The organism is Kitasatospora sp. NPDC056651, from assembly GCF_042792155.1.
In the GTDB taxonomy this organism is placed as follows: domain Bacteria; phylum Actinomycetota; class Actinomycetes; order Streptomycetales; family Streptomycetaceae; genus Kitasatospora.
The window spans coordinates 1-23,423 of record NZ_JBHTWX010000116.1; the positions used below are offsets into that span (position 1 = coordinate 1).

Sequence of the window (23,423 nt, forward strand, 5' to 3'; positions counted from 1 at the left end):
GGGGATGACCCTCGTCGGGACGCCCTTCGCGGTGGTGATGGTCTGCGGCTTCGAGGGGACCGACGAGTTCGTCGAGATGTGGCAGCGGCACGTCGTCGGCTGGCTGGCCAACGGCCCCGTCCTCGGCCTCGGTGTACTGCTGCTGATCCTCGGCACCAACACCGCCTGCGGCGCGCTGCTCGCCCACTGGGCACCCGCCCTGCTCGGCCCGACCCCGGAGGAGCGCGTGGCCGCCGCCGAGCGCCGGGCCACCGTGCTCGCCCAGCGCAACCGGCTGGCCCGCGAGCTGCACGACTCGGTCGGGCACGCGCTCAGCGCGGTCGGCATCCAGGCCGCGGCCGCCTCCCGGGTCCTGCGCGGCAACCCCGACTTCGCCGCCGAGGCGCTCGCGGCGATCGAGGAGACCGCCCGGGCGGCCGTCGCCGAACTGGACACCGTGCTCGGGCTGTTGCGCGAGGAGGACCCGGAGGCCGCCGAGCCGGCCGGCCCCACCCTCGCCGGGCTGGACGATCTGCTGCGCCAGCTCGGCCGCGCCGGAGTGGCGGTGGACGCCGAGCTGGCGCCCGGGCTGGCCTCGCTGCCACCGGCGGTCTCCCGGGAGGCGTACCGGATCGTGCAAGAGGGCCTGACCAACGTGCTGCGCCACGCCGGGCCGGCGCCGGCCGGGCTGCGGGTCGCGCTGACCGACGGCCGGATCGAGATCGAACTGACCAACCCGCTGGGCGCCGCCCGCCCGAGCCGCCCCGGCGGCGGGCGCGGGCTGCGCGGCATCGGGGAGCGGGCGGCGGCCCTGCGCGGCGGCAGCACGGCGGGGCCGGGCGAGGACGGAACGACGTGGCGGCTGGCCGTCTGGCTGCCGGTGGGAGGGACGACGTGAACCACGAGAACGTGCACCACGAGGGCACGGCCCAGGAGGGCGCGGACCGCATCCGGGTGGTGATCGCGGACGACGAGCGGCTGGTCCGCCTCGGCCTGCGGGTGGTGATCGACAGCGAACCGGACCTCATCGTGGTCGGCGAGGCCCGCGACGGCGCCGAGGTCGTCCCGCTGGTGCGCGAACTGCGCCCGGACGTGGTGCTGATGGACGTCCGGATGCCCGGCATCGACGGCATCCGGGCCACCGAGACGCTGGTCAACGGGATGACCCCGCCGCCGCGCATCCTGGTGGTCACCACCTTCGAGCACGACGACCACGTGTACGACGCGCTGCGCGCGGGCGCCACCGGGTTCCTGCTGAAGCGGGCCCGGGCGGAGGAGATGCTCCAGGCGGTACGGCTGGTCGCGCGCGGGGACTCGCTGCTCTTCCCGGCGGCCGTCCGCGAACTCGCGCTGCGTCACGGCGCGGACCGGCGCCGGGAGGCCGGGGCGGCGGACCGGGGGCCGATCGGGCGGCTGACCGAGCGGGAGGGGCAGGTGCTGCGGCTGATGGCCACCGGGCTCAACAACGCCGAGATCGCGCGGCAGCTGGTGGTGAGCCAGGAGACGGTGAAGACCCATGTCGGCAGCGTGCTCGCCAAGTTGGGCGCGCGGGACCGCACCCAGGCGGTCATCGCCGCGTACGAGTCGGGCTTCGTGCTGCCGGGCTGACACCCGCTCAAGGCATCCGCTCGGGGCATCCGTTCGAAGCATCCGTTCAGGACACCGGCTCAGGGATCCACCCGGGGCCCGTCCAGGACGCCCCTCCAGGCCCGTCAGGGGCCCTCGACCAGCCACGACCGTCGAACGCGGGTTCCATCCGATCGGTACCAGCGAGTAGAGTGCAGCCTTCCCTCCTGACGCCCGATACCTCCCGTATCGCCTGAAACGAACTGGTGGCCGCATGACAGTCCGGACCCGACCCGCGCTGTGGTGGCGCATGGGCATCGTGCTCTCGGCGGGCCTCGGCCTGAGCCTCGGAACCGCGCCACTGGTGTACTTCACCGTGCAGAGCAATGTGATCGTGTTCGGCTACTTCATCGGCGCCGTGTACTGGATGACCAAGCGCGGCACCGTGGACGCGCCCGCGCCCCGGCTGCGCGGCGCCGCCACGCTGTACATCCTGATCACCGGGCTGGTCTCGCACATCCTGCTCGAACACGGCGCCAACCCGCTGCCCGGGCTGGTCAGCGGGCCGGACAAGCTGGCGCACTGGTCGTCGTTCTTCCTGCACTACGTGACGCCGGTGATGGTGATCGCCGACTGGCTGGTGTTCAAGCCGCGCAACGCCTCGGCCTGGAAGGACATACCGCTCTGGCTGGCCTTCCCGCTCGGCTACGCGGCGATCGTGCTCACCCGCAACGCGCTGTTCGACGACTACCCGATGCCCTACCCGTACTTCTTCTTCGACCCGACCACCAAGGGCTACGGCTACGTCTGGGGCCAGATCGCCCTGCTGACCGTCGAGTTCGTGGTGCTCGCCGCCCTCGTCGTCGGGCTGGACCGGCTCGGGACGCGGATCGCGGGCAGGCTGCGGCCGGCACCCAAGGCGTAGCGCCCGACAAGGACCACGCGGCGGCCGGCCCCGGATCCGCCAGGCGCGGATCCGGTCGGCCGCCGCGTACACGTCCGCCCGGCCCTCGGCGATGTCCCGGGCCAGCTCGACCAGCTCCCCGTACGGCGGGTCGACCCCCTCACCGGCCGCGTGCATGTACGCGGCCGTCGTCATGCAGGCGTACAGGTTGTTGCGCTCACGCGGCGGGTGCGTCCTCGGGGAACGCGGCGTCGAACTCGGCCCGGTGCGACTTCCAGAACGCCACCGCGTGGTCCACGAAGACCCGTCGCTGTTGCTCCCGCACGCTGAGGTCGTGGACGTACGCCTTCACGGTCTTGCCGTCCGCGGCGGCGGCCTCACGGATCGCGGCGAGCTCGTGCTCGGTGTACTCGATGTTGAGCGCAGGCATAGCGCCGATGGTACTGGAGCGAAAGGGAGTTGGGGCACACCCGGCGGCTTTCCACCCGCACCGAAACGGCCCGCTGTCGACACGCCCGGGGATGGTTCCGCCGGGTGCGCATGGGCCCGGAGGAGGAAGCGGCTACCGCATCGGGGATGACGCCCGGGCGGCGCGGCCGGCCCTAGCGTCGGAAGGGAGCGGTGGCGGAGGGGTTCCGCGGGGGAGACCGGGGTTTCGGCGGAGGCCGGAGATGACACGCAGGAGCATGGGCAGGGCGGCGGCCGCGGCGGTGGCGCTCGCGACGGCGGCGGGGCTGGCGGCGCCGGGGGCGGCCGCAGCCCAGGGGGAGACAGCGGCCCAGGGGGCGACAGCCCTTCAGGGCGGGCCGGCGAACCCGATGGAGGGGGTGTGGCGGATGGAGGGCTACGGTCTGCTGGTCGCGGTCTCCGGGAACCGGCTCACCACGTACGACGTGACCGCGCACAGTTGTGTGCCCGGGTGGATCACCGCCACGCAGGCCGCGGCGCCCGGCCCTGACGGCACCATCCGCTACGTGATGGGCGACAACGCCCTGACCCTCACCCCCAGGGGCCGGAACCGGGCCGTGGAACACGAGGAGGGCGGGGTCGGCAGCAAGTCGCTCGATCGCCTGGACGCCCTGCCGCCGCTGTGTGCCACACCGGCCCCGAACGACCCGCTGGCGGTCTTCGACCGGTTCTGGGAGGAGTTCGAGGAGAACTACCCCTTCTTCGCTGCCAAGGGCACCGACTGGCACGCCGTCCGGGACGAGAAGCGGCGCACGATCACCCCGGCGACGACCGTCGACCGGCTCCAGGACATCTTCGCGGACATGCTCAGCCCGCTCGGCGACGCCCACACCGCACTGGCCCGGGTGGTCAACGGGCATGCGAAACCGGTCTTCAGCGGGCAGCGGCCCGGGACGACGGAGGAGACCGAGGAGCTGACCGTCCGGGCCCGGCAGGCCTCGGCCGCCCAGCTCACCGGCCCGGAGCAGCTCTTCGCCAACGGCCGGCTCGGTGTGGGCCGGCTCCCCGACGGCATCGGCTACCTCCGGGTGAGCAGCTTCGGCAGGTACGCCCCAGGCGGCCACCAGAACCAGCTCGACGAACTGGACCGGGCGCTGGACGCCGTGCTGGCCGACCCGGACCACCTCGCCGGCCTGGTCATCGACGTCCGGCTGAACGGCGGCGGCTCGGACGCGCTCGGGCTGCACATCGCCGCCCGGCTCACCGATCGCCCCTACCTCGCCTACCGGAAGGTCGCGCGCAACGACCCGGCCGACCCGACGAAGTTCACCCGGCCCGAGCCGATCACGGTACGCCCCTCGCCGGGCACGCACTTCGACGGTCCGGTGGCGGTGCTCACCTCCTCGATCTCGACCAGCGCGGCGGAGACCTTCACCCAGGCCATGATGGGCCGCTCCCCGCACGTGCTCCGGGTCGGCGAGAACACCCAGGGCGTCTACTCCGACGTGATGATCAAAACGCTCTCACCGGACTTGCTGGTCGGGCTGCCGAACGAGAAGTACCTCACCCGGGACGGCAGCACCTTCGACGGGCCGGGCATCCCGCCGAACGTCCGCACCCCGGTGTTCACCACCGACGAGCTGGCTGGGCTCAGGGACTCGGCCCTGAGCACGGCCCGCCGGATCCTCACCGAGGACGCGCAGGGCGACCAGGACGACCAAGGCGACCAAGGCGACCAAGGCGACCAGGACGACCAGGGCCGACAGCCGTAGCCCTGCCGTAGTCGCTACATCGGCTCCACCGCCCGCAGTTCACCGTCCAGCTCCAGCCACCGGGTGAGGCCGAGGCCGCGCAGGAACGGCACGTCGTGGCTGGCCACGATGAGCGCGCCCCGGTACGCGGCCAGCGCCTGGGTGAGCTGGCGGACGCTGGCGAGGTCCAGGTTGTTGGTCGGCTCGTCGAGCAGCAGCAGCTGCGGCGGCGGGTCGGCCAGCAGCAGGGCCGCCAGCGTCGCGCGGAACCGCTCGCCGCCGGAGAGGGTGGCGGCGGGCTGGTCGGCCCGGGCGCCGCGGAACAGGAAGCGCGCGAGCCGGGCGCGGACCGCGTTGTCCCCGGCGGCGGGGGCGAACAGCTTGACGTTCTCCGCCACCGAGCGGTCGTCGTCCAGCAGGTCGAGCCGCTGCGGGAGGTGCCGCAGCGGCACCGGGGTGATCACCTCTCCTTCCAGTGGGGCGAGTTCGCCCGCGATGGTGCGCAGCAGGGTGGTCTTGCCGGCGCCGTTGCGGCCGACCAGGGCGATCCGCTCGGGCCCGCGCAGGTCGAGGTCGGCGGTGGTGCCGCGGGGCAGCCGGACCTTGTCCAGGGTGAGCACGGTGCGGCCGGCCGGGACGGCGGTGCGCGGCAGGTCGATCCGGATCTCGGCGTCGTCGCGGACCGCCTCCTCGGCCGCGGTGAGCCGCGCCTTGGCCTCGTCCAGCCGCTCGGTGTGCATGCCCTGGATCCGGCCGGCCGTCTCCTGGCCCTTGCGCTTGAGCATGCCGGCGAAGATGTGCGGGTCGTTGCGGGTGACCGAGCGCTTCTTGCCGTACGCGGCGCTGCGCTCCAGCCGGCTGCGGGCGTCGACCAAGTCCCGCTTCTGGCGCTGGACATCGGCCTCGGCGTTGCGCAGCAGCCGTTCGGCCGTCTCCTGCTGCGCCGCGAGGGTGCGCTCGTAGTCGTCGAAGTTGCCGCCGTACCAGGTGACTTCGCCGTCCCGAAGGTCGGCGATCTGGTCGACGTGCCGGAGCAGCTCGCGGTCGTGGCTGACGATCACCAGCACGCCGTTCCAGCCCGCCACCGTCTCGTAGAGCCGCTCACGGGCGGCCCGGTCGAGGTTGTTGGTGGGCTCGTCGAGCAGCAGGACGTCGGGCCGGGCCATCAGCAGCGCGGCCAGCCGCAGCAGCACCGCCTCGCCGCCGGAGAGCTCACCGGTGGTGCGGTCCAGGCCGAGGCGGTGCAGGCCGAGCCGGTCGAGGGTGGCGCGGGCGCGCTCCTCGACGTCCCAGTCGTCGCCGACCGCGTCGAAGTGGTGCTGACGGGTGTCGCCGGACTCGATGGCGTGCAGGGCCTCGCGGGCGGCCCGGATGCCGAGCGCCTCGTCCACCCTGAGGGTGGTGTCGAGCGTCAACCCCTGTGGCAGGTAGCCGAGTTCGCCAGCGACCTTGACGGTGCCGCCGGTGGGGGTGAGGTCCCCGGCGATCAGCCGCATCAGGGTGGACTTGCCCGCGCCGTTGAGCCCGATCAGGCCGGTGCGGCCGGGGCCGACGGCGAGGTGGAAGCCGTCCAGGACGGGTTTGCCGTCGGGCCACTCGAACGAGAGCTCGGAGCAGAGGACGGCGGTGGTGGTGGGTTGGTGTGCCATACAGGCCTCCCGGGGTGGTTGCCGAAGGGATGGTGAGCAACACGGGGAGACACCGCGGGTGCGGAACCGGGGACGGCCGGGGGAGACGAAGAAGTGGCGTCACGCAGAGGAGCGCCACGGGCCGTGACTGAGGTCGCACACTCGCGCACCGCGCGACGGCAGCAGTGCCTGCGCGGCGGGGGCGGTGTCCCGGGACCTCAGTAGAGCAACGGCCTTCTCCTTGTCTGGCTGATGACCCGGACCACGTTAGGCACCCGGCACGACGCCCGCAACCGAATTACCCGGAGCCCGGGTGCCCGGGATCCCGCCTGCGCCGCGGCTCAGGCCCGGCGCCATGCGGACCCCGCGCCATGCGGACCCCGCGCCACGCGGGCCCGGCGCCGATCCGATGCCGATCCGGTGACACCCCCGTCCCGGTCGGGTCCGGATGGCGGGAGTGTCCTCGCCGCATGGCAGACTCCTCACCTGCCATGCCTGCGGCCGAGTGGGGCCGCACCCGGGGACCGGGCCGCATGGCGGTAGTCAACAGGGGGATTTGAACGCATGTCACCGATATCCCGGCCGAGCCGTGCCGTCCTGGGCGCTTCCGTCGCCGCGCTGACCATGGTGGTCGCCACCGGCTGCGGCCCGGACAACACCGACCCGCCGGCGACCGCGGCTCCCACCGCCGGCGCCACCGTCGGCGCCACCGCCTCCGGCAAGCCGGGCGCGGCACCGATCAAGCTTCCGACGCTCGAAGAGCTGAAGACCTGGAAGCTGGAGGACTGGGACAAGTGGGCCCAGGCCAACGTGATCACCCCGGCGGTCAAGGGCTACTGGACGCTCCAGAAGCTGCTGGAGGCCAAGCCGAAGCCGCTGCCGCAGCCCTCGCCGGACGCGACCCAGCCGCCCGCGCAGCCCACCGGTGCGCCGGCCACCGGTGCGCCCGCCACCACCCAGCCCACCGCGGCCCAGCCGGGCGGTCCGGACCAGCTGCCCGCCGTGGTCCCGGCCAAGCCCGTGGCGCACCCGTTCCCGAAGAACATGCACGTCAACGGCAAGATCTTCTTCAAGGACGGCGGCGAGGACTACGTGTGCTCCGGCACCGTCGTCTCCGACCCGGCCAACCCGGGCAAGAGCAACCTGGTGTGGACCGCCAGCCACTGCCTGCACGGCGGCAAGGGCAACAAGTACTACACCGACATCACCTTCGCCCCGGCCTTCAACAGCAACGGCGTGCTGAGCAACGGCAACCGGCAGGCCAAGCTGGAGGACGCCGAGCCGTACGGCGAGTGGACCGCCACCTCGGGCATGGTCTCGCCGCAGTGGACCGCCGAGGCCGACCCGGAGAAGGGCGGCCCGTGGAGCCAGTACGACTTCGGCATCATCAAGGTCGCCAACCCCAACCCGGGCGGCAAGTCGCTGGAGGAGACCGTCGGCGGCTCCGTCCCGCTCTGGTTCAACGCCCCGCGTGACCAGGTCGGCACCGTCAGCAACTACGGCTTCCCGGAGGGCAAGCCCTTCGACGGCGTCGAGCTGGAGCACTGCGACGGCGGCAAGCCGTCCAGGAAGACCGGCGACCCGAGCCGCCCGGCGATGCTGCTGATCGGCTGCAACATGACCGGCGGCAGCAGCGGCGGCGGCTGGTACGCCACCAAGGACGGCAAGCCGGCCCTGGTCAGCGACACCTCGATCGGCAACGCCGGGAACACCTACGAGGCCGGTCCGTACCTGGAGGACGTGGCCCAGCACATGTTCGAGTACTTCTCGAAGAAGGCCAAGTGATCCGCTGAGCGGTGACCCGGGGGCCGCGTCCGCCACGGCCGCGGCCCCCGGTTTTTCCGCCGCCGGGCCCGCTCCTCCTACAATCGGCCCCATCATGAGCGCGACACTCGTAGTCAAGGACCTCAGCGCCGGCCACGGCGAACGCACCCTCTTCTCCGGCTTGGACCTGGTGGTCGCCCCCGGCGACGTGATCGGCCTGGTCGGCGTGAACGGCGCCGGCAAGTCGACCCTGCTGCGCCTGCTGGCCGGCCTGGACACCCCCGAGGGCGGCTCGCTGCGGCTGAGCCCGGCGAGCGCCAACGTCGGCCACCTGCCGCAGGAGCCAGAGCGGCGCGAGGACGAGTCGGTGCGCGAGTTCCTGGCCCGCCGCACCGGCGTGGCGGCCGCGCAGGCCGCGCTGGACGAGGCCACCGAGGGCCTGGTCGAGGGCCGGGCGGGCGCCGACGACGCGTACGCCGTCGGCCTGGAGCGCTGGCTGGACCTGGGCGGCGCCGACCTGGACGAGCGTGCCGAGGAGGTCGCGGACTCGCTCGGGCTGAAGGTCTCGCTGGACCTGCCGATGACCGCCCTGTCCGGTGGCCAGGCCGCCCGGGCCGGTCTCGCCTCGCTGCTGCTCTCCCGCTACGACGTCTTCCTGCTCGACGAGCCCACCAACGACCTCGACCTGGACGGTCTGGAGCGGCTGGAGTCCTTCGTCAAGGGCCTGCGCACGGGCACGGTGCTGATCAGCCACGACCGCGAGTTCCTGGCCCGCACCGTCACCAAGGTGCTGGAGCTGGACCTGCACCAGCAGCAGGTCAACCTGTACGGCGGCGGCTACGACGCGTACCTGGAGGAGCGGGCGGTGGCCCGGCGGCACGCCCGCGAGGAGTACGACGAGTACGCCGACACCAAGTCCTCGCTGGAGGCCCGCGCCCGGATGCAGCGCGGCTGGATGGAGAACGGCGTGCGCAACGCCCGCCGCAAGTCCTCCGACAACGACAAGATCGGGCGCGCGATGCGCACCGAGTCCACCGAGAAGCAGGCCGCCAAGGCCCGGCAGACCCAGCGGATGATCGAGCGGCTGGACGTGGTCGAGGAGCCCCGCAAGGAGTGGGAGCTGCGGATGGAGATCGCCACCGCGCCGCGCTCCGGCTCCGTGGTCGCCACCCTGCGCGGGGCGAGCGTGCGGCGCGGCGACTTCGCCTTCGGCCCGGTGGACCTCCAGATCGACTGGGCCGACCGGGTCGCCATCACCGGCGCCAACGGCGCGGGCAAGTCCACCCTGCTGGCGGCCCTGCTCGGCCGGCTCGAACTCGACGGCGGCAGTGCCTCGCTGGGCTCCGGCGTGGTGGTCGGCGAGGTGGACCAGGCGCGCGGCCTGTTCCTCGGCGGGGAGCCGCTGGCGGACGCCTTCGCGGCCGCCGTGCCGGAGCTCTCGCCGGAGGAGGTGCGCACCCTGCTGGCCAAGTTCGGCCTCAAGGCGGTGCACGTGCTGCGCCCGGCCGGCACCCTCTCCCCCGGTGAGCGCACCCGGGCCGCGCTGGCGCTGCTCCAGGCCCGCGGGGTCAACCTGCTGGTGCTGGACGAGCCCACCAACCACCTGGACCTGCCCGCGATCGAGCAGCTGGAGTCCGCGCTCGGCTCGTACACCGGCACCCTGTTGCTGGTCACCCACGACCGGCGGATGCTGGACGCGGTGGCGGTGAACCGGCGGATCGAGGTCCGGGACGGGCGGGTGCACGAGCTGTAGGCCTCCGCCGGCTCGCCGATCGGCCCCTGCCACCCGGCCTGCACCTCCCGGCCTACACCTCCCGGTCTATACCTGTCGGTCTGGACCTGTCGGTCTGGACCTCTTCCCGGAGGGGCCGTCATGTGCTGTGCTGTCCGCCATGGTTGACAGCACAGACATCGCCGTGGCGGGGACGTCCCATCCGACCGTCCCGCTCACTCCCATGACGGTGCCCGCCCACGAGGCCGAGGCCCGCAGCAGGTCCTTCCACGACGTGATGGCCCAGCGCCGGACCGTCCGCGACTACTCCACCCGCCCGATCCCGGACGGGGTGATCGAGTGGGCGGTCCGGACCGCGAGCACCGCGCCCAGCGGCGCGCACGTGCAGCCCTGGCGGTTCGTGGTGATCACCGACCCGGAGCGCAAGCGGCTGCTGCGCGAGGCGGCCGAGGCCGAGGAGCGCGAGTTCTACGGCCACCGGGCCTCGGAGGAGTGGCTGGCCGCGCTCGCCCCGATCGGCACCGACTGGCGCAAGCCGTTCCTGGAGGACGCGCCGGCCGTGATCGTGGTGTTCGAGGTGCACAAGGGCCCCGGTTCGCCGCGCCCGTACTACACCAAGGAGTCGGTGGGGATCGCGGTCGGGCTGCTGCTGGCCTCGCTGCACCAGGCCGGGCTGGCGACGCTGACCCACACGCCGAGCCCGATGAGGTTCCTCAACGAGGTGTGCGACCGCCCGGCGGAGGAGCGCGCGGCGTACGTGATCCCGGTCGGCTACCCGGCCGAGGGGGCGCGTGTGCCGGACCTGCGGCGCAAGGAGCTCGACGAGGTGATGGTCCGGCTCTGACGCGCCGGGGCGCCGGGGCACCGGGACCCGCGCGGTCACGCGCCGGGCCGTGCACCGGGCCGTGCGCGCCCGCTGCCAGAGGGACGGCGGATGGTGGCGGGTCCCGGCCGAGGACATAATCACCGTCATGAGCCAGGCGCAGCCACGGTCCTGTGGCCCCCCGCCGCCGACGGTGGCGGAGGTGACCGCCGGGCGGCCGCCGGAACGGCTGCGGCTGCCCGGCGGTCTCTGGCTGCGGCGCCGCCGCAGCACCCACACGGCGGCGCTCGACCAGGCCGTCCGCGTCAACCTGGACCATCTGCGGCCCTGGATGGAGTGGGCGGCCGAAGCCCCCTCCCGGCCGCGGACCGCCGAGCTGACCAGGGCCGGCGCCGCCGCCTGGGAGGCCGGCACCGACTTCATGTACCTGGCCGGTCTGGACGCCGAACCCGGCAGCGTGATCGGCGCCTTCGGCCTGCACGGGCGGATCGGCCCGGGCGCGCTGGAGATCGGCTACTGGGTCGCCGCCGGGCACGTCGGCCGGGGCATCGCCACCGCCGCGGCCGGGGCACTGACCGAGGCGGCGCTGGCACTGCCCGGGATCGTCCGGGTGGAGATCCGTTGCGACCGGGCGAACGGCGCCAGCGCGGCCGTCCCGCGCAAGCTCGGCTACCGGCTGGAGCGGATCACCCGGGCCGCCGTCCGGGCTCCGGCCGAGACCGGACGGCAGCTGGTGTGGGTCAAGGAGCACCGGCTCCCGGACGGACCTCGGTAGCGCCCGGCCTCGGTAGCGCCCGGCCTCGGTAACGCCCGACCTCGGTAACGCCCGGCCCCGGTGACGCCCAGCCTCAGTAGCGCCCGCCGGTCGCGGCCGGCAGCGCGTCCAGCTCGGCCAGGTCCGCCGCCGAGAGTTCGACCCCGGCCGCGCCCACGTTGTCCACCAGGTAGCGCGGCGTCCTGGTGCCCGGGATCGGGAAGACGTACCGGCCCTGCGCCAGCACCCAGGCCAGCGCGACCTGCGCGGGGCTGGCGCCGATCCGCTCGGCGACCGCCCGGACCTTCCCGACCAGTGCCAGGTTGGCGCTCAGCGCGTCCTGCTGGAAGCGCGGCAGCCGGCGGCGGAAGTCGTCGGCGGGCAGCTCGTCGACGGAGGTGATGCCGCCGGTGAGGAAGCCCCGGCCGAGCGGCGAGAACGGCAGGAAGGCGATGCCCTGCGACTCGGTGTACGGCAGCACCTCGGCCAGCACGTCCCGCGTCCACAGCGACAGCTCGGACTGCACCGAAGCCACCGGGTGCACGCTCTGCGCCCGCTTGATCTCCTCGACCGTCGCCTCGGAGAGGCCGATGCTCCGCGCCTTGCCCGCCGCGACGGCCTCGGCGAACGCGCCCCAGGTCTCCTCGATCGGGACCTCCGGGTCGACCCGGTGCAGCTGGTAGAGGTCGACGTGGTCGGTGCCCAGCCGGCGCAGGCTCTCGTCGATCGAGCGGCGCACGTGCTCGGGCCGCCCGTTGCGCTCCTGCTGGCCCGCGCCGCCCGGCACGATGCCCACCTTGGTGGCCAGGAAGGCGCGATCCCGGTACGGGCCGGCCAGTGCCGCGCCGACCACCTCCTCGTTGGTGTACGGGCCGTACATGTCGGCGGTGTCGATCAGGCTGACGCCGAGGTCGAGCGCCTGCCGGATCACCCGGACGGAGTTCTCGTCGTCCCGGTTGCGGACGTCGTAGGCCCAGGTCATCCCCATGCAGCCGAGGCCGATGACGCCGATCTCGGGGCCGCTGTTACCGAACGGGGCCTTGCGCATGACGGTGCTCCTGTCGTGGGGTTCCGCGGTTTCCCGCGGCGGTGAGTGATCAACGCGTTCAGCTTTCACCTTGGAGTGCGCTCAAGGTCAAGTCCTTCCGGAGCGGTGGTGCAAGCGGGGCGCGCACCTCCGGTTTCACCACCACCCCGGAGCCCCGGCCGTCGACCCCTCGCCGTCGCCCTCGTTCGCCTCCAGGCGTCCCACCGGGCGTCCCACCGGGCCACCACGGGTGACCAGCCGCCAAACCGGCGCACGGGAGCCAGTTCACCGGCCTCGCACACCACCGGACGCCGTCCGTCCGGTCTTGGCAGGGCCACCGGGACGGCCGACGCTCTGTGTGCAGCAGATCATCGGCTCATCGCCGTACCGCCCATCAGGGAGCACCCGACTGATCGACCCAAGGCCGCCCCACCCCCGTCCCAACGGTTTCCAAAACCTGCTCTCGGCGACGCGTCCACGCCCGGGAAGCGCTTGACGTGCACAGCTGGTCTAGTCCAGTTTGATGCTCAGCACCGCGCTCCTCCCCCGCACCGGACCACCCCCAGGCCGCCGCCCGCCCCGCGCTCCCCCTCGCGGCGCGGGCGGCCACCACGTCCCGAGAGGCACCCCACATGCCCAGCGCGCTTCCGCATGCCCGCACGCACGGACGCCCCGCCCGCCGGACCACCCTGCTGAGCCTCGCCGCGGCCACCGCGCTCGCCGCCGGCGGCCTGACCGTCCTCGCCGGGAACGCCGGAGCCGCCGACGGCAACCTGCTCGTCAACGGCGGCCTGGAGAGCGGCGCACTCAGCCCCTGGAGCTGTTCCGCCGGAACCGGAAGTGTGATCAATTCCGGTGCGCACAGCGGGACTTACGCGCTCAAGGGCGCGGTGAGCGCGAGCGACACCGCCCAGTGCGGCCAGACCGTCGCCGTCCAGCCCAACACCACCTACAACCTCAGCGCCTGGGTGCAGGGCCAGTACGTCTACCTCGGCGCCACCGGCAGCGGCGTCACCGACCCGGCCGTCTGGACCGCCGGCGGCCCCAACTGGCAGCAGCTGTCCACCAGTTTCACCACCGGGCCGGCCACCACCAGCGTCACCGTCTACCTGCACGGCTGGTACGGGCAGGGCGGCTACCTCGCCGACGACATCGCACTGACCGGCCCCGGCGGCGGCAACCCGTCGACCCCGCCGCCGAGTTCGACCCCGCCGAGCCCGACCGGCACGCCCACCGGCGGCCCGTCCACCCCGCCGCCGAACGTCGCGCTCCCGGTCGCCCCGTACATCGACATGGGCGCCTGGCCCACCCCGTCGATGCCCGACATGGCCAAGTCCGGCGGCCTCAAGGGCTACACGATGGGCTTCGTCACCGGTGTCGGCTGCAAGGCCAGCTGGTTCAACGCCTACGACCCGCGCACCGCCTGGGCCAAGGACCAGGTCGACGCGCTGCGCGCGGCCGGCGGCGACGTCAAGGTCTCCTTCGGCGGCGCCGCCGGCACCGAACTCGCCGCCGCCTGCACCACGGTGGACTCGCTGTTCGCCGAGTACGACGCCGTGGTGAGCGCCTACAACCTGCGCTACGTCGACTTCGACATCGAGGGCGCGGCCATCGCCGACACCGTCTCCAACGACCGCCGCTCCGCCGCGCTCGCCAAGCTCCAGCAGGCCCACCCGGGACTGAAGGTCTCCTTCACCCTGCCCGTGCTGCCCGAAGGCCTGACGGCCGAGGGCGTCGCCATCGTCAAGTCCGCCCGGGACGCCGGGGTGGCCGTCGACGTGGTCAACATCATGGCGATGGACTACTACCGGACCGGGACCGACTACGGCAACGCCGCCGTCCAGGCCGCGCAGTCGCTGTTCGGCCAGCTCAAGGCGCTCTACCCGGCGAAGACCGACGCCCAGCTGTGGGCCATGGTCGGCGTCACCCCGATGATCGGCGAGAACGACGACCACCAGATCTACAACCAGGCCGCCGCCCAGCAGTTGGTGACCTTCGCCAAGCAGAACCACCTCGGGATGCTCGCCTTCTGGGACGCCACCCGGGACGCCAACGCCTGCACCGGCGGCTCGCTGGCCAAGTGCACCAACATCCCGCAGCAGCCGTACGAGTTCGCGAAGATCCTCAACCAGTACGCGGGCTGAGCGCCCCCGCGGGGGCGTACGGTGCGGCTGCTCAGGTGTCGTAGCAGCCGCACCACGGCGCGTCGAAGCCGAGGCCGTCCGGGTACAGCTCGAAGTGCACCCGCTCGTCCTCCTCCTCCACCTCGTCCTTCTCGTAGTCCTCGCGGACCAGGCCGAACAGCTCGCCGTCGACACGCACGGCGAACGGGGCGATCGCGATGTCCCCGTACTCCCGGCCGGGCAGGGCGTCGAGCCACTCCCCCAGCAGCCGCTTGGCCTCCGCCTCGCCGGTGGCGCGTATCCGCGAGTCGAGGTGACGGCCGGCGGCGTCGAACTGGTGGAGGACGGCGTAGGACCGGGCGCCGAGGCAGAGGGCCGAGGCGAGGAACTGCCCGCCCTGCCAGCTGCCGATGGTGTCGGTGCGGTAGCCGGGCCGGTGGCTGATCGGGATGACCTCGGGAACGTTCACGGTCGGACCATAGGTGCGACCTCTGACAACGGCCCGGCCGGCCGGCGCGGGGTGGGGCGGAGGTACGCCGCGCCCCGGCCCCGCGCCCCGGCGCCCGGGTCAGCGCCCGGGTCAGCGCCCGGTGGGCAGGTTGGCACCGCCGGTGCAGTCGAGCACCACCCCGGTGACGAAGCCGTTGGCCGCCAGCAGGTGGATCGCCCGGGCGACGTCCTCGGCGCGGCCGACCCGGCCGGCCGGGGTGGTGGCGGCGAGGCCCTCGAACAGCGCGGCCCGCTGCTCGGCCGGAACGCGGTCCCACCACGGGGTGTCGATCACGCCGGGCGAGACGGCGTTGACCCGCAGCGGGGCGAGCTCCACGGCCAGCGGCGGGACCATCGCCTCCAACGCGCCGTTGATGGCGGCCAGTCCGGCGGTGCCGGGGAAGGCGGCCCGGGCCGAGGCCGCGGTGATCAGGGTGACCGAGCCGTCCTGGCGCAGGTGCGGCAGCGCCGCCTGGAGGACGCGCACCTGCGGCCAGAACTTGCCGTCGAAACCGGCCGCGAGTTCGTCCAGGTCCAGCCCGGCGAACGGACCGCTGCCGGCCGCGCCGCTGACCGCGACGACCAGGTGGTCGACCGTGCCGGTCTCGGCGAAGAAGGCGGCGAGGGCGGCCGGATCGGCCGCGTCCAGCTGCCGGCCGCTGCTCTTGCCGCCGATCCGGGAGACGGCGGCGTCGAGCCGGTCGCGGTCGCGGCCGGTGACCACGACCTCGGCGCCGTCCGCGGCGAAGGCGGTGGCCGCCGCCTCGCCGATGCCCGAGCTGCCGCCCATCACGACGACGCGCTGTCCGGTGAAGAGGTTTGACGCAGTGCTCATGGTGGTGGGGCCTTTCGACTTGTCGAGACCATCGGTTCCGGCAATGATGGTTGTCGAGACTGATAGTCTTGTCAAGCGGGGGTCGGAGGAGAGGGAACACGATGAGCGAGACCAAGGCCGCCGAAGCCACCGAAGCCGTCGCAGTCACTGAGGCCACCAAGGCCGGCGAGGCCGTCGAGGCCCCGACCGCCCGCCCGCACACCGGGCGCCGGCGCAACGAGGCCGCCCACCGGGCGATCCTCGACGCCGCACTCCGCCTGCTCGCCGAGTCCGACGGCACGCCCGTCACCATCGACGCCATCGCCCGGACGGCCGGTGTCGGCAAGCAGACCGTCTACCGCTGGTGGCCCTCCAAGGGCGCCGTCCTGCTCGACGCCCTCACCGACCGCGCCGAGCAGGACGTCCACGGCCCCGACACCGGCGACCTGCGCACCGACCTCCGCGCCTTCATCGCCACCACCTTCGACGCCGCCCAGCGCGACACCACCGCCTCCGCGCTGCGCGCCGTCGCCCGCGAGGCCGCCCGCGACCCGCACCTCGCCGACCTGATGCGGAGCTTCACCGCCGCCCGCCGCACCGCGCTGCGCGACCTCCTCGCCAAGGGGCGCGAGCGCGGCGACCTCGCCGGTGACGCCGACCTGGACCTCATCGCCGACCAGGTCTACGGCGTGTTCTGGTACCGCTTCCTGCTCGGGCACGACGCCCTGGACGCGGACACCGCGCAACGCCTCGCCGACTCGCTGACCAGGGGGAACGCCGCAGGCTAGCGCTGCGGGCGACGCCCGCGCAGCAGGGGCAGGTACACCTCGTCCACGATCTCCACCAGGACGTCGTCCGGCGCCGTCGGCACCCCGCGCACCACGAACTCGTTGCGCAGCAGCACCACGGCCACCGTCGCCACCCGGGGGCGCAGCACCTCGGGGGCCAGCTCGCCCCGGGCGACCGCGCGCCCCAGGACGGTGAGCCAGGGCGCGGCCGCCGCGTCACCGGACTGGTCCTGCAACTGCGCCAGGAACTCCGTCGCACCGCCGGCCGCGGCCAGCAGTTCGCGCAGCACGGCGCCCAGCGGAGAACTCCAGTGGCGGTTCGCCTGGCGCAGCAACTCCAGTGCGTCGCCGCGCAGTTCACCGGTGTCGGGGAGCGGGGCGGTCTTCGCCAGCTGCTTGTAGGCGGCGATGCCGAGGGCCAGCCGGTTGGGCCAGCGGCGGTAGATGGCGTTCTTGTTGGTGCCGGCGCGGGCGGCGACCTTGTCCATGGTCAGCCCGGCGTACCCGGACCCGGTCAGTTCCTCGACCGCCGCCCGCAGGATCGCCTCCTCCAGCGCCGCCCCGCGACGCCGCGTCTGCCCGGCCATGCCGTCGCCCTCTCCGTAGACCGCCCCCATCCTTCTTGCCGCACCGAGCCATCGGCAACTAGGGTACTGGCCGTACCGTAAATTTCCTCTCGCCGGAAAGGCGGAAGAACATGCGTGCCAAGGGAATCAGCTACGACACCGGCTTCGTGAAGAACGGGACGTACTCCCGGCACCGGTTCGACCCGGAGGTGGTCGAACGCGAGCTGCGGGTCATCAGGGACGAGCTGCACTGCACCGCCGTCCGCGTCATGGGTGGCGACCCGGAGCGGATCGAACTCGCCGCCGGGTACGCCGCCGACCTCGGCCTGGAGGTCTGGTTCTCGCCCTACCCGCTGGAACTGACCGCCGACGCGATGCTGGAGCTCTTCGCCGACTGCGCCGAGCGCGCGGAACGGCTGCGGCGGCGCGGGGCCGAGGTGGTGTTCGTGACCGGCGCCGAACTGAGCCTGATGAACCCGGGCTTCCTGCCCGGCTCCAGTACGGCGGATCGGGTCGCCCTGCTCGCCCGGCCCGAGCAGGTGCGCGAGCACCTCGGGGCGGTCGCCGACCGGGTCAACGCGTTCCTCGGCCGGGCGGTGGCCGCCGTCCGCGAGCGGTTCGGCGGACGTGTCACGTACGCCGCGGTGCCGCTGGAGCGCGTCGACTGGGAGCCCTTCGACCTGGTCTCACTGGACCTCTACCGCTCCGCCGAGACCGCCGACCGCTTCGCCGACGGCGTCCGCGCCCTGACCGACCAGGGCAAGCCCGTCGCCATCACCGAGTTCGGCGCCGCCACCTACCGCGGCGCCGGCGACCGGGGCGCGCTCGGCCTCGACGCGGTCGAGTACGACGACAACGGCCCGGTCCGCCTCGACGGCCCGTACCAGCGCGACGAGGCCGGGCAGGCCGCCTACGTGCGCGAACTGCTGGAAGCGTTCGACGCCGGCGGCATCGACGCCACCTTCGTCTTCACCTTCGCCCTCTACGACCACGTCCACCGCCCGGACGGCGACCCCCGCGACGACCTCGACCTGGCCAGCTACGGCATCGTCAAGACCTACGAGCACGGCGCGGGCAGCACGTACCCAGGCGTCCCCTGGGACCCGAAGAAGGCCTTCTTCACCATCGCCGACTACCACCGCACCCACTGACCCCACCCGCCGCCACTGCGCGGGAAGTCGGCCAGGCCGACTTCTCGCGCGAAGCGTTCCGTCAACCGATGGAGGACATGCCGAAGGCGGACGTCACCAGACCGAGGACGTACGGCATCTCGGCGCCGTTCAGGGCCGTCGGGTCGACCGAGTACACGACCGTCCGGGAGAGGTCGCGGGTGGCGAAGACGCCGCTGGTGGAGCCGGGGCGGGCGCCGGTCTTGCCCCAGGCCACCACGCCGTCCGACTCAAGCTTCTCCAGGCCCATGCTCATGCACGCCTTGCCGCCCGGGCAGTGGGTGCTGTGTGCGGCGACCGGCACGTCCGGGACGGTGAACAGCAGTTCCTGCTGGGCCGGCGGGAGGAGACGGCCCCGGAACAGGGCGGTCATGAAGCGGTCGAGGTCCGGGGCGCTGGAGATCATGCCGCCCTCGGCCCAGGGCCACGGGCTCTGCTCGGTCACGTCCACCCGGTGCGAGCCGCCGCCGACCTCGGGGACGGTCAGGTACGGATGGCTCGCGGGGCGCCTCAGCCTCGGGTCGTCGCCGTCCGGGAGGGAGGTGTCATGCAGGCCGAGCGGGCGGATGATCCGGTCGCGCAGCTCGTCGGCGTAGCGGTGGCCGGTGACCTCCTCGACCACCAGTCCGGCGACGAAGGTGTTCATGCCGTTGTACTGCTGGGCGGTTCCGGGGTCGAAGCCCAGCGTCTGGCCCTTCATCGAGGCGAGGACCTCCCCGGGGGCGAACAAGTCGAACTTGTGCTCGGCGAACCAACCGGTGGTGCCGTCCCCCCCGGGCATGCCGGTGCCGCCGGGCAGTCCGCTGGTGTGGTTGAGCAGCTGCCCGACCTTCACCCCTTCGTATGGGAAGTCCGGGAGGTACTGCCGGACGTCGGCATCGAGGTCGACCCGTCCCTCGGCGGCGAGTTGGAGGACGACGGTGGTGGTGAAGATCTTCGAGACCGACCCGATCCGGAACCGGCCCTGCGGGTCCACGGCCATCCCGCGCTCCGCCGAGACGCCCTCGAACTTCCCCGTGGAACCGGTGATCCGCACGAACCCGGCGGAGACGTCGGCGGCCGGCCGCCGGTCGAACGCGGCCCGGACCGCCGCCCTGTCCAGGGGTGGGAGTGCGGACGCACTCGATGACACCCCGGCAGCGGGCGCCACGGCGAGCGCGGGCGTACCCGCCCCGACCGTCAGCGCGACCGCCAGGGCTCCGGCGGCGGCCAGGACGGTCCAACGGGTCTGGTTCTTGTGCGCGTTCGCGTTCATGTGCGGTCGGCTCCAGGCTGGTCATCGGCCGGGCCGGCGGTTCCCGGCCCGGCGACGAGTCTTTCTGCCGTGCCCGCGCGGGACATCAGGGGCTGGACGCCACCGTCCCCTGATTTCGCGTCAGGGTTCACCCCGAGGAGGCGACACGAGGCCTCGGGTCAGACCCCCAGCGCCTCGGCCGCCGACGCCGTCCCCTCCAGCCGAGCCCTGATCTTGGCGAAGGCGGTCTCCCGGGAGACGGACAGGTCGTCGGCGAAGGAGGCGAAGCCGCTGTCGTCACAGGTGCCCAGCCGCTCCACCGGGAGGTGCCGGGCGGCGCTCAGCACCCGGTCGCGCACCTGCTCGACACTCTCCACCACCGGATCGTTCGGGTCGGTGACACCGACGAACACCCGGCCCTCCGGAGGGAGTTGATCGGCGACAGCGGACAGGACCCGATCCGGGTCGGCCTCGCTCGCCAGCGACAGGTAGAAGCTGCCCACGGTGAGCCTGAACAGCTCGGGCAGCAGCTCCGCGTAGTCGACGTCGAGGCTGTGGGTGGAGCCCTGGTCGGCACCGGGGTCGGTGTGGACGCCGATCCGGGCTCGCTCGACCTCGCTGAAGCGGCCCAGCACCATGTTGTTGAGCTCGACGAACTCGTGCAGCACGCCGCCGCTCGGGTCGAGCTTCAACGCAAGCCGGGCTTCGGTGAGTTCGAGCTGCACGACGTGCACCCCCGCGTCGAGGCAGCCCCGGATGTCCGCCTCCGCACCCGCGATCAGGTCCTCCATGTACTGGGTGTGCGAGTACCCGGAGACACCGGCCGGCGGGTACAGGAGGCTGAGCAGCGAGGGCGAGACGACCGACTGCTTCACGGGGACGGTCGCGAACTTCTGCGCGGCCCGCAGGAATTGCTCGGCATGCGCCTGGTAGCGGAAGGGGCCGGAGGACAGGACGGGCAGCTGCCGCCGGTGCCCGTCGGCGAAGGGCAGGACGACGCCGTCGGGGCTGAAGTTGTCGGCGCCGACGACCGGATAGGTGTAGGCGCTGGGCTTGGTCTGGTCGCCGTCGGTGACGACCTTCGAGCCGAGGGCCTCCAGCCGCACGATGGTGTCCTGGACCGCCCGCCGCTGGACCTCGGCGAACGCGGCGCCGGAGAGACGCCCGGCCCCGTGCTCGGCGATGGCGGAGAGGAGCTCCGGGGAGCGCGGGATGCTGCCGATGAGTTCGGAGGGGATGCTCATGGCGGCAGCCTAGGAACACGGGCACCCGGGGCGTCGGACATGATCGGAATTGCCGTCGATCGCATTCCACAAGGGCAGGAGGGGAGGCCGAAGTCGACCCCACCCGGACACACTTGGGCCACACCCGATCATTCCGTCGAGCGGGACCGCGAAGCCCCCGAGACTGTTCCGATGCTGTGCCGTCACTCCCGGGAGGTCGGGGAATGTGCTCGCCGGAGGCCTCGCCCCCGATCCACCAGGCCCCGATCCGCCAGGCCGTGATCCTCGCGGGCGGACGCGGCAGGCGGCTCGCCCCGTACACGGACCTGCGCCCCAAGGCGATGGTCGAGGTGAACGGCACGCCGCTGCTGCGCCACCAGATCGACCGGTTCGCCGACGCCGGCGTGGAGACGGTGGTCGTCTCGGCGGGCTACCGCTCGCAGGCGATCACCGACTACGTGCGCACGGCACCCCTGCCGGTCCGCACCACCGTGGTCGTGGAGGACCACCCGCTGGGGCGGGGCGGCGGCCTGAAGCTCGCCGCCCGCGCGCTCCCGGCGCCCAGGGAACCGTGGTTCGCCGTCTACGGCGACATCTGGACCGACTTCCCGCTCACCGCACTCGGTGCTCACCACCTGCGCTGTGGGGCCCTGGCCACGGTCGCCCTGGTCCCGCCCCGGCTGCCCCGGGGCACGGTCCGCTGCGACGCCTCCGGGAGGGTCGCCGAGCTCGCCGCGCCGCCCCCACCCGACTGCACGGTCAACGGCGGGGTGTACGCCTTCGCACCCGGTGTCGTCCCGCTGCTGCCGGACCAGGGGGACCACGCGCACACGACCCTCCCGCACCTGGTACGGCTGCGGCAGCTGACGGGATACCGCGCCGACGGCTTCTGGCGGGCCGTCAACACACCTGCGGATCTACGGGAGTTGCGGGCGCGCATCACGGAGACCGTCCGCTGACCATGCCCGCCTGGGTCAGGACCGGACCGGCTCCCCCGCGCGGACGGCCCGCAGCCCCCGCTCGACGGTCTCCAGGTTCTCCCCCACCGGCGCCACGTAGTCCAGTACGCCGCGCGCGGCCTCCTCCCCGAGCGTGCGGGTGATCACCCAGGTCGCGAGGTACTGGGAGGCCAGGCAGCCCCCGGCGGTGGCGATGTTCCCCTCGACGTGGAACGGCGCGTCCAGCACGGTGACGCCCCGGGCCTCGACGAAGGGCCGGCTCGTCCGGTCCGTGCAGGCCGGCCGGCCCTCCAGCAGCCCGAGGTGCGCCAGCACGAGGGCGCCGGAGCACTGGGAGCCGATCAGCTGCCGGGCGGGGTCGAGCGGCAGCGCGGAGAGCAGGCGGTTGTCGGCGACCACGTCGCGGGTCTTCACCCCGCTGCCGATCAGCACCACGTCGGCCTCGGCGACGAACTCCATCGGGCGCTGCCCGGTCACCTCGACGCCGTTCATCGAGGTGACGACCGGTGTCGGCGTGGTGATGAAGGCCTCCAGACCGTCCGGGCGGCAGCGGTTGATCAGCGCGGACGCGATGAAGCTGTCCAACTCGTTGAACCCGTCGAACGTCACCACGGCTACCTGCATCGCAACTCCTTCATCCGGCGCGGAACGTCCAGTCTCCCCGACCCCGCTGGTAGAGGCCACCGGCGGTGCGGTGGCCTCGGGCGGATCGCCGGGCCCCTACCGCTCCTGGTGGATGAGCTGGTCCCGGCGCACCCTGAACTCCTCACGCCCGTCCGGCGTCGCGACACCGTGTGGCGAGGTGGAGACGGTGACGATCCCGTCGGCCTCACCCGAGCCGGCATCCTCAAGGATCACGCAGCCGACGGTGACCTCCACCGGGTACACCGAACCGGGGCCCAGGTCGATCGGGACACCGAAGATCGGCCACTTTTCGAACAGCGTCCACGTCCGCCCCTCGGCATCCGTGAACCGAACCTCCAGGCATCCCGGGAACCCGTCGTCCACCCAGCGGACCGCTTCACAGCGCAGATCAACCACCGAGGCCTCCCGGCCGAGCAAGGTCAACAACGAGGGCATTGTGCCGGAGCGGAAAGTCGGACCGGCCGACTTTCCACTCACCCAAGCCCGCCAGGCGGCGGCTGCGGGAGCCGGGAATCTCGCTCCGGCGAAGCGGTGGAGCCGTGCGCGGCGCCGACCTGATCGAGCACCTCACCTGAGGGAACGGGCAGCTACAGCTCGCGGAAGTACACGGCCACGGGCAGCTTGACGCACCCGAGGCTCTCGTACAGCTCCCTGGCCGGGCCGTGGAACTCGTCGCCGCCGGTGCCGATTTCGACGTACCGGGCTCCGTGGTCGCGCATGTGGCCGAAGGCGTGCTCGCACAGGTCGGTCGCCAGGTGGTCACGGCGGTGGTGTGGGTCGACGGCGAGGATGCCGATGGTGCCGCGCTCGCGGGTGGGGTCGATCTCCCAGCCGACGTAGCCCGCGATCGCTCCGTCGAGGTCCGCGACGGCGACGTGCTTGCCGTGCTCCGGGGTGTGCAGGGTGGCGAGCAGGGTGCGGTAGTCCTCGCGCCACCGGCCGTGCTGGCGGGCGAAGACGACTTCGCCGACCAGGGGACGAAAGGATTCCTCGTAGAACGGTCCGAAGGTCTCGATGGTGAGTTCGGTCAGCCGCGCGAAGTCCTGCGGCTCGAAGCTGCGGATGATCACGGAAAGC

23 protein-coding genes and 1 pseudogene are annotated in these 23,423 nt (G+C 72.9%); 12 read left to right on the top strand and 12 right to left on the bottom strand.

Translation table 11 applies throughout. The features are described from left to right. From ACFRAR_RS32220 to ACFRAR_RS32230, 3 genes are all read left to right on the top strand, one after another. Positions 1-877, top strand: an 877-nt coding sequence (locus tag ACFRAR_RS32220; RefSeq protein ID WP_380702688.1) for a sensor histidine kinase, incomplete at its 5' end; no start/stop codon positions are given. Next, a complete protein-coding gene (locus ACFRAR_RS32225) occupies positions 874-1,587 on the top strand; it encodes a response regulator (RefSeq protein WP_380702690.1) in 714 nt (237 codons plus the stop codon). The genes ACFRAR_RS32220 and ACFRAR_RS32225, both read left to right, overlap by 4 nt. 232 nt (positions 1,588-1,819) lie before the next feature. Beyond that, on the top strand, positions 1,820-2,470 hold the full coding sequence (locus ACFRAR_RS32230) for a Pr6Pr family membrane protein (protein WP_380702692.1): 651 nt from the start codon (positions 1,820-1,822) through the stop codon (positions 2,468-2,470). A gap of 33 nt (positions 2,471-2,503) precedes the next feature. Here the strand turns inward: ACFRAR_RS32230 and ACFRAR_RS32235 are convergent. Both ACFRAR_RS32235 and ACFRAR_RS32240 read right to left on the bottom strand, forming a co-directional pair. Further along, positions 2,504-2,662, bottom strand: a pseudogene (locus ACFRAR_RS32235) (toxin Doc); the annotation flags it as partial. Positions 2,663-2,666: 4 nt separating this feature from the next. Further along, entirely contained in the window at positions 2,667-2,879 is a 213-nt protein-coding gene (locus tag ACFRAR_RS32240) for a hypothetical protein (RefSeq protein WP_316520489.1), read from the bottom strand. A gap of 241 nt (positions 2,880-3,120) precedes the next feature. On the opposite strand from ACFRAR_RS32240, the gene ACFRAR_RS32245 reads away from it, so the two are divergent. Further along, the gene (locus ACFRAR_RS32245; protein ID WP_380702694.1) at positions 3,121-4,629 is read left to right on the top strand and encodes a S41 family peptidase; all 1,509 of its coding nucleotides are present in this window, start codon (positions 3,121-3,123) and stop codon (positions 4,627-4,629) included. 14 nt (positions 4,630-4,643) lie between these two features. On the opposite strand, the gene ACFRAR_RS32250 is transcribed toward ACFRAR_RS32245, so the two are convergent. Next, positions 4,644-6,257 carry an ABC-F family ATP-binding cassette domain-containing protein gene (locus ACFRAR_RS32250; protein WP_380702696.1) on the bottom strand — a complete coding sequence of 538 codons (1,614 nt, stop codon included), beginning with the start codon at positions 6,255-6,257 and terminating at the stop codon, positions 4,644-4,646. Positions 6,258-6,800: 543 nt separating this feature from the next. Here ACFRAR_RS32250 and ACFRAR_RS32255 point away from each other — a divergent pair. From ACFRAR_RS32255 to ACFRAR_RS32270, 4 genes are all read left to right on the top strand, one after another. Next, on the top strand, positions 6,801-8,021 hold the full coding sequence (locus tag ACFRAR_RS32255) for a hypothetical protein (protein ID WP_380702698.1): 1,221 nt from the start codon (positions 6,801-6,803) through the stop codon (positions 8,019-8,021). Positions 8,022-8,115: 94 nt separating this feature from the next. Then, positions 8,116-9,753 carry an ABC-F family ATP-binding cassette domain-containing protein gene (locus ACFRAR_RS32260; protein WP_380702700.1) on the top strand — a complete coding sequence of 546 codons (1,638 nt, stop codon included), beginning with the start codon at positions 8,116-8,118 and terminating at the stop codon, positions 9,751-9,753. Between the two features lie 139 nt (positions 9,754-9,892). Next, complete coding sequence (locus ACFRAR_RS32265) at positions 9,893-10,576, top strand: nitroreductase family protein (RefSeq protein ID WP_380702702.1); 684 nt, start codon at positions 9,893-9,895, stop codon at positions 10,574-10,576. A 127-nt stretch (positions 10,577-10,703) separates the two neighbouring features. Continuing rightward, positions 10,704-11,330, top strand: a complete 627-nt coding sequence (locus tag ACFRAR_RS32270) for a GNAT family N-acetyltransferase (protein ID WP_380702704.1) — start codon at positions 10,704-10,706, stop codon at positions 11,328-11,330. A 73-nt stretch (positions 11,331-11,403) separates the two neighbouring features. Here ACFRAR_RS32270 and ACFRAR_RS32275 read toward each other — a convergent pair whose 3' ends face one another. Further along, entirely contained in the window at positions 11,404-12,357 is a 954-nt protein-coding gene (locus ACFRAR_RS32275) for an aldo/keto reductase (protein WP_380702706.1), read from the bottom strand. A gap of 611 nt (positions 12,358-12,968) precedes the next feature. Here ACFRAR_RS32275 and ACFRAR_RS32280 point away from each other — a divergent pair. Beyond that, entirely contained in the window at positions 12,969-14,480 is a 1,512-nt protein-coding gene (locus ACFRAR_RS32280) for a carbohydrate binding domain-containing protein (protein WP_380702708.1), read from the top strand. A gap of 31 nt (positions 14,481-14,511) precedes the next feature. Here ACFRAR_RS32280 and ACFRAR_RS32285 read toward each other — a convergent pair whose 3' ends face one another. Both ACFRAR_RS32285 and ACFRAR_RS32290 read right to left on the bottom strand, forming a co-directional pair. Then, the gene (locus ACFRAR_RS32285) at positions 14,512-14,928 is read right to left on the bottom strand and encodes a hypothetical protein (protein WP_380702710.1); all 417 of its coding nucleotides are present in this window, start codon (positions 14,926-14,928) and stop codon (positions 14,512-14,514) included. Positions 14,929-15,039: 111 nt separating this feature from the next. Then, positions 15,040-15,783 carry an SDR family oxidoreductase gene (locus ACFRAR_RS32290; RefSeq protein WP_380702712.1) on the bottom strand — a complete coding sequence of 248 codons (744 nt, stop codon included), beginning with the start codon at positions 15,781-15,783 and terminating at the stop codon, positions 15,040-15,042. Between the two features lie 101 nt (positions 15,784-15,884). On the opposite strand from ACFRAR_RS32290, the gene ACFRAR_RS32295 reads away from it, so the two are divergent. After that, positions 15,885-16,550: a TetR/AcrR family transcriptional regulator gene (locus ACFRAR_RS32295; RefSeq protein ID WP_380702714.1), complete on the top strand. Its 666-nt coding sequence runs from the start codon at positions 15,885-15,887 to the stop codon at positions 16,548-16,550. Here the strand turns inward: ACFRAR_RS32295 and ACFRAR_RS32300 are convergent. Beyond that, positions 16,547-17,137 carry a TetR/AcrR family transcriptional regulator gene (locus tag ACFRAR_RS32300; RefSeq protein ID WP_380702716.1) on the bottom strand — a complete coding sequence of 197 codons (591 nt, stop codon included), beginning with the start codon at positions 17,135-17,137 and terminating at the stop codon, positions 16,547-16,549. The genes ACFRAR_RS32295 and ACFRAR_RS32300 overlap by 4 nt on opposite strands. Positions 17,138-17,247: 110 nt before the next feature. Here ACFRAR_RS32300 and ACFRAR_RS32305 point away from each other — a divergent pair, with 110 nt between their 5' ends. Further along, entirely contained in the window at positions 17,248-18,267 is a 1,020-nt protein-coding gene (locus ACFRAR_RS32305) for a hypothetical protein (RefSeq protein ID WP_380702718.1), read from the top strand. Between the two features lie 61 nt (positions 18,268-18,328). On the opposite strand, the gene ACFRAR_RS32310 is transcribed toward ACFRAR_RS32305, so the two are convergent. Both ACFRAR_RS32310 and ACFRAR_RS32315 read right to left on the bottom strand, forming a co-directional pair. Further along, positions 18,329-19,540, bottom strand: a complete 1,212-nt coding sequence (locus ACFRAR_RS32310) for a serine hydrolase domain-containing protein (protein WP_380702720.1) — start codon at positions 19,538-19,540, stop codon at positions 18,329-18,331. A 158-nt stretch (positions 19,541-19,698) separates the two neighbouring features. Further along, positions 19,699-20,763: a 5-methyltetrahydropteroyltriglutamate--homocysteine methyltransferase gene (locus ACFRAR_RS32315; protein WP_380702722.1), complete on the bottom strand. Its 1,065-nt coding sequence runs from the start codon at positions 20,761-20,763 to the stop codon at positions 19,699-19,701. A gap of 203 nt (positions 20,764-20,966) precedes the next feature. Here ACFRAR_RS32315 and ACFRAR_RS32320 point away from each other — a divergent pair, with 203 nt between their 5' ends. After that, positions 20,967-21,701, top strand: coding sequence for an NDP-sugar synthase (locus ACFRAR_RS32320; protein WP_380702724.1), 735 nt, complete (start codon positions 20,967-20,969; stop codon positions 21,699-21,701). Positions 21,702-21,716: 15 nt separating this feature from the next. On the opposite strand, the gene ACFRAR_RS32325 is transcribed toward ACFRAR_RS32320, so the two are convergent. The 3 genes from ACFRAR_RS32325 to ACFRAR_RS32335 form a co-directional block, all read right to left on the bottom strand. After that, positions 21,717-22,325 (bottom strand): DJ-1/PfpI family protein, encoded by a 609-nt coding sequence (locus tag ACFRAR_RS32325; RefSeq protein WP_380702726.1) that lies wholly within the window; start codon positions 22,323-22,325, stop codon positions 21,717-21,719. Positions 22,326-22,421: 96 nt separating this feature from the next. Next, positions 22,422-22,769 carry a hypothetical protein gene (locus ACFRAR_RS32330; protein WP_380702728.1) on the bottom strand — a complete coding sequence of 116 codons (348 nt, stop codon included), beginning with the start codon at positions 22,767-22,769 and terminating at the stop codon, positions 22,422-22,424. A 164-nt stretch (positions 22,770-22,933) separates the two neighbouring features. Continuing rightward, positions 22,934-23,416: a GNAT family N-acetyltransferase gene (locus tag ACFRAR_RS32335; RefSeq protein WP_380702730.1), complete on the bottom strand. Its 483-nt coding sequence runs from the start codon at positions 23,414-23,416 to the stop codon at positions 22,934-22,936. Positions 23,417-23,423 lie beyond the last annotated feature (7 nt).

Bases quoted from the DNA above. Each gene is read 5' to 3' on its own strand.
- ACFRAR_RS32305 (WP_380702718.1), top strand. From the start codon at position 17,248: ATGCGTGCCAAGGGAATCAGCTACGACACCGGCTTCGTGAAGAACGGG.
- ACFRAR_RS32320 (WP_380702724.1), top strand. From the start codon at position 20,967: ATGTGCTCGCCGGAGGCCTCGCCCCCGATCCACCAGGCCCCGATCCGC.
- ACFRAR_RS32310 (WP_380702720.1), bottom strand. From the start codon at position 19,540: ATGAACGCGAACGCGCACAAGAACCAGACCCGTTGGACCGTCCTGGCC.
- ACFRAR_RS32265 (WP_380702702.1), top strand. From the start codon at position 9,893: ATGGTTGACAGCACAGACATCGCCGTGGCGGGGACGTCCCATCCGACC.
- ACFRAR_RS32325 (WP_380702726.1), bottom strand. From the start codon at position 22,325: ATGCAGGTAGCCGTGGTGACGTTCGACGGGTTCAACGAGTTGGACAGC.
- ACFRAR_RS32250 (WP_380702696.1), bottom strand. From the start codon at position 6,257: ATGGCACACCAACCCACCACCACCGCCGTCCTCTGCTCCGAGCTCTCG.
- ACFRAR_RS32280 (WP_380702708.1), top strand. From the start codon at position 12,969: ATGCCCAGCGCGCTTCCGCATGCCCGCACGCACGGACGCCCCGCCCGC.
- ACFRAR_RS32300 (WP_380702716.1), bottom strand. From the start codon at position 17,137: ATGGCCGGGCAGACGCGGCGTCGCGGGGCGGCGCTGGAGGAGGCGATC.
- ACFRAR_RS32260 (WP_380702700.1), top strand. From the start codon at position 8,116: ATGAGCGCGACACTCGTAGTCAAGGACCTCAGCGCCGGCCACGGCGAA.
- ACFRAR_RS32255 (WP_380702698.1), top strand. From the start codon at position 6,801: ATGTCACCGATATCCCGGCCGAGCCGTGCCGTCCTGGGCGCTTCCGTC.
- ACFRAR_RS32290 (WP_380702712.1), bottom strand. From the start codon at position 15,783: ATGAGCACTGCGTCAAACCTCTTCACCGGACAGCGCGTCGTCGTGATG.
- ACFRAR_RS32295 (WP_380702714.1), top strand. From the start codon at position 15,885: ATGAGCGAGACCAAGGCCGCCGAAGCCACCGAAGCCGTCGCAGTCACT.
- ACFRAR_RS32230 (WP_380702692.1), top strand. From the start codon at position 1,820: ATGACAGTCCGGACCCGACCCGCGCTGTGGTGGCGCATGGGCATCGTG.
- ACFRAR_RS32315 (WP_380702722.1), bottom strand. From the start codon at position 20,763: ATGAGCATCCCCTCCGAACTCATCGGCAGCATCCCGCGCTCCCCGGAG.
- ACFRAR_RS32270 (WP_380702704.1), top strand. From the start codon at position 10,704: ATGAGCCAGGCGCAGCCACGGTCCTGTGGCCCCCCGCCGCCGACGGTG.
- ACFRAR_RS32275 (WP_380702706.1), bottom strand. From the start codon at position 12,357: ATGCGCAAGGCCCCGTTCGGTAACAGCGGCCCCGAGATCGGCGTCATC.
- ACFRAR_RS32240 (WP_316520489.1), bottom strand. From the start codon at position 2,879: ATGCCTGCGCTCAACATCGAGTACACCGAGCACGAGCTCGCCGCGATC.
- ACFRAR_RS32245 (WP_380702694.1), top strand. From the start codon at position 3,121: ATGACACGCAGGAGCATGGGCAGGGCGGCGGCCGCGGCGGTGGCGCTC.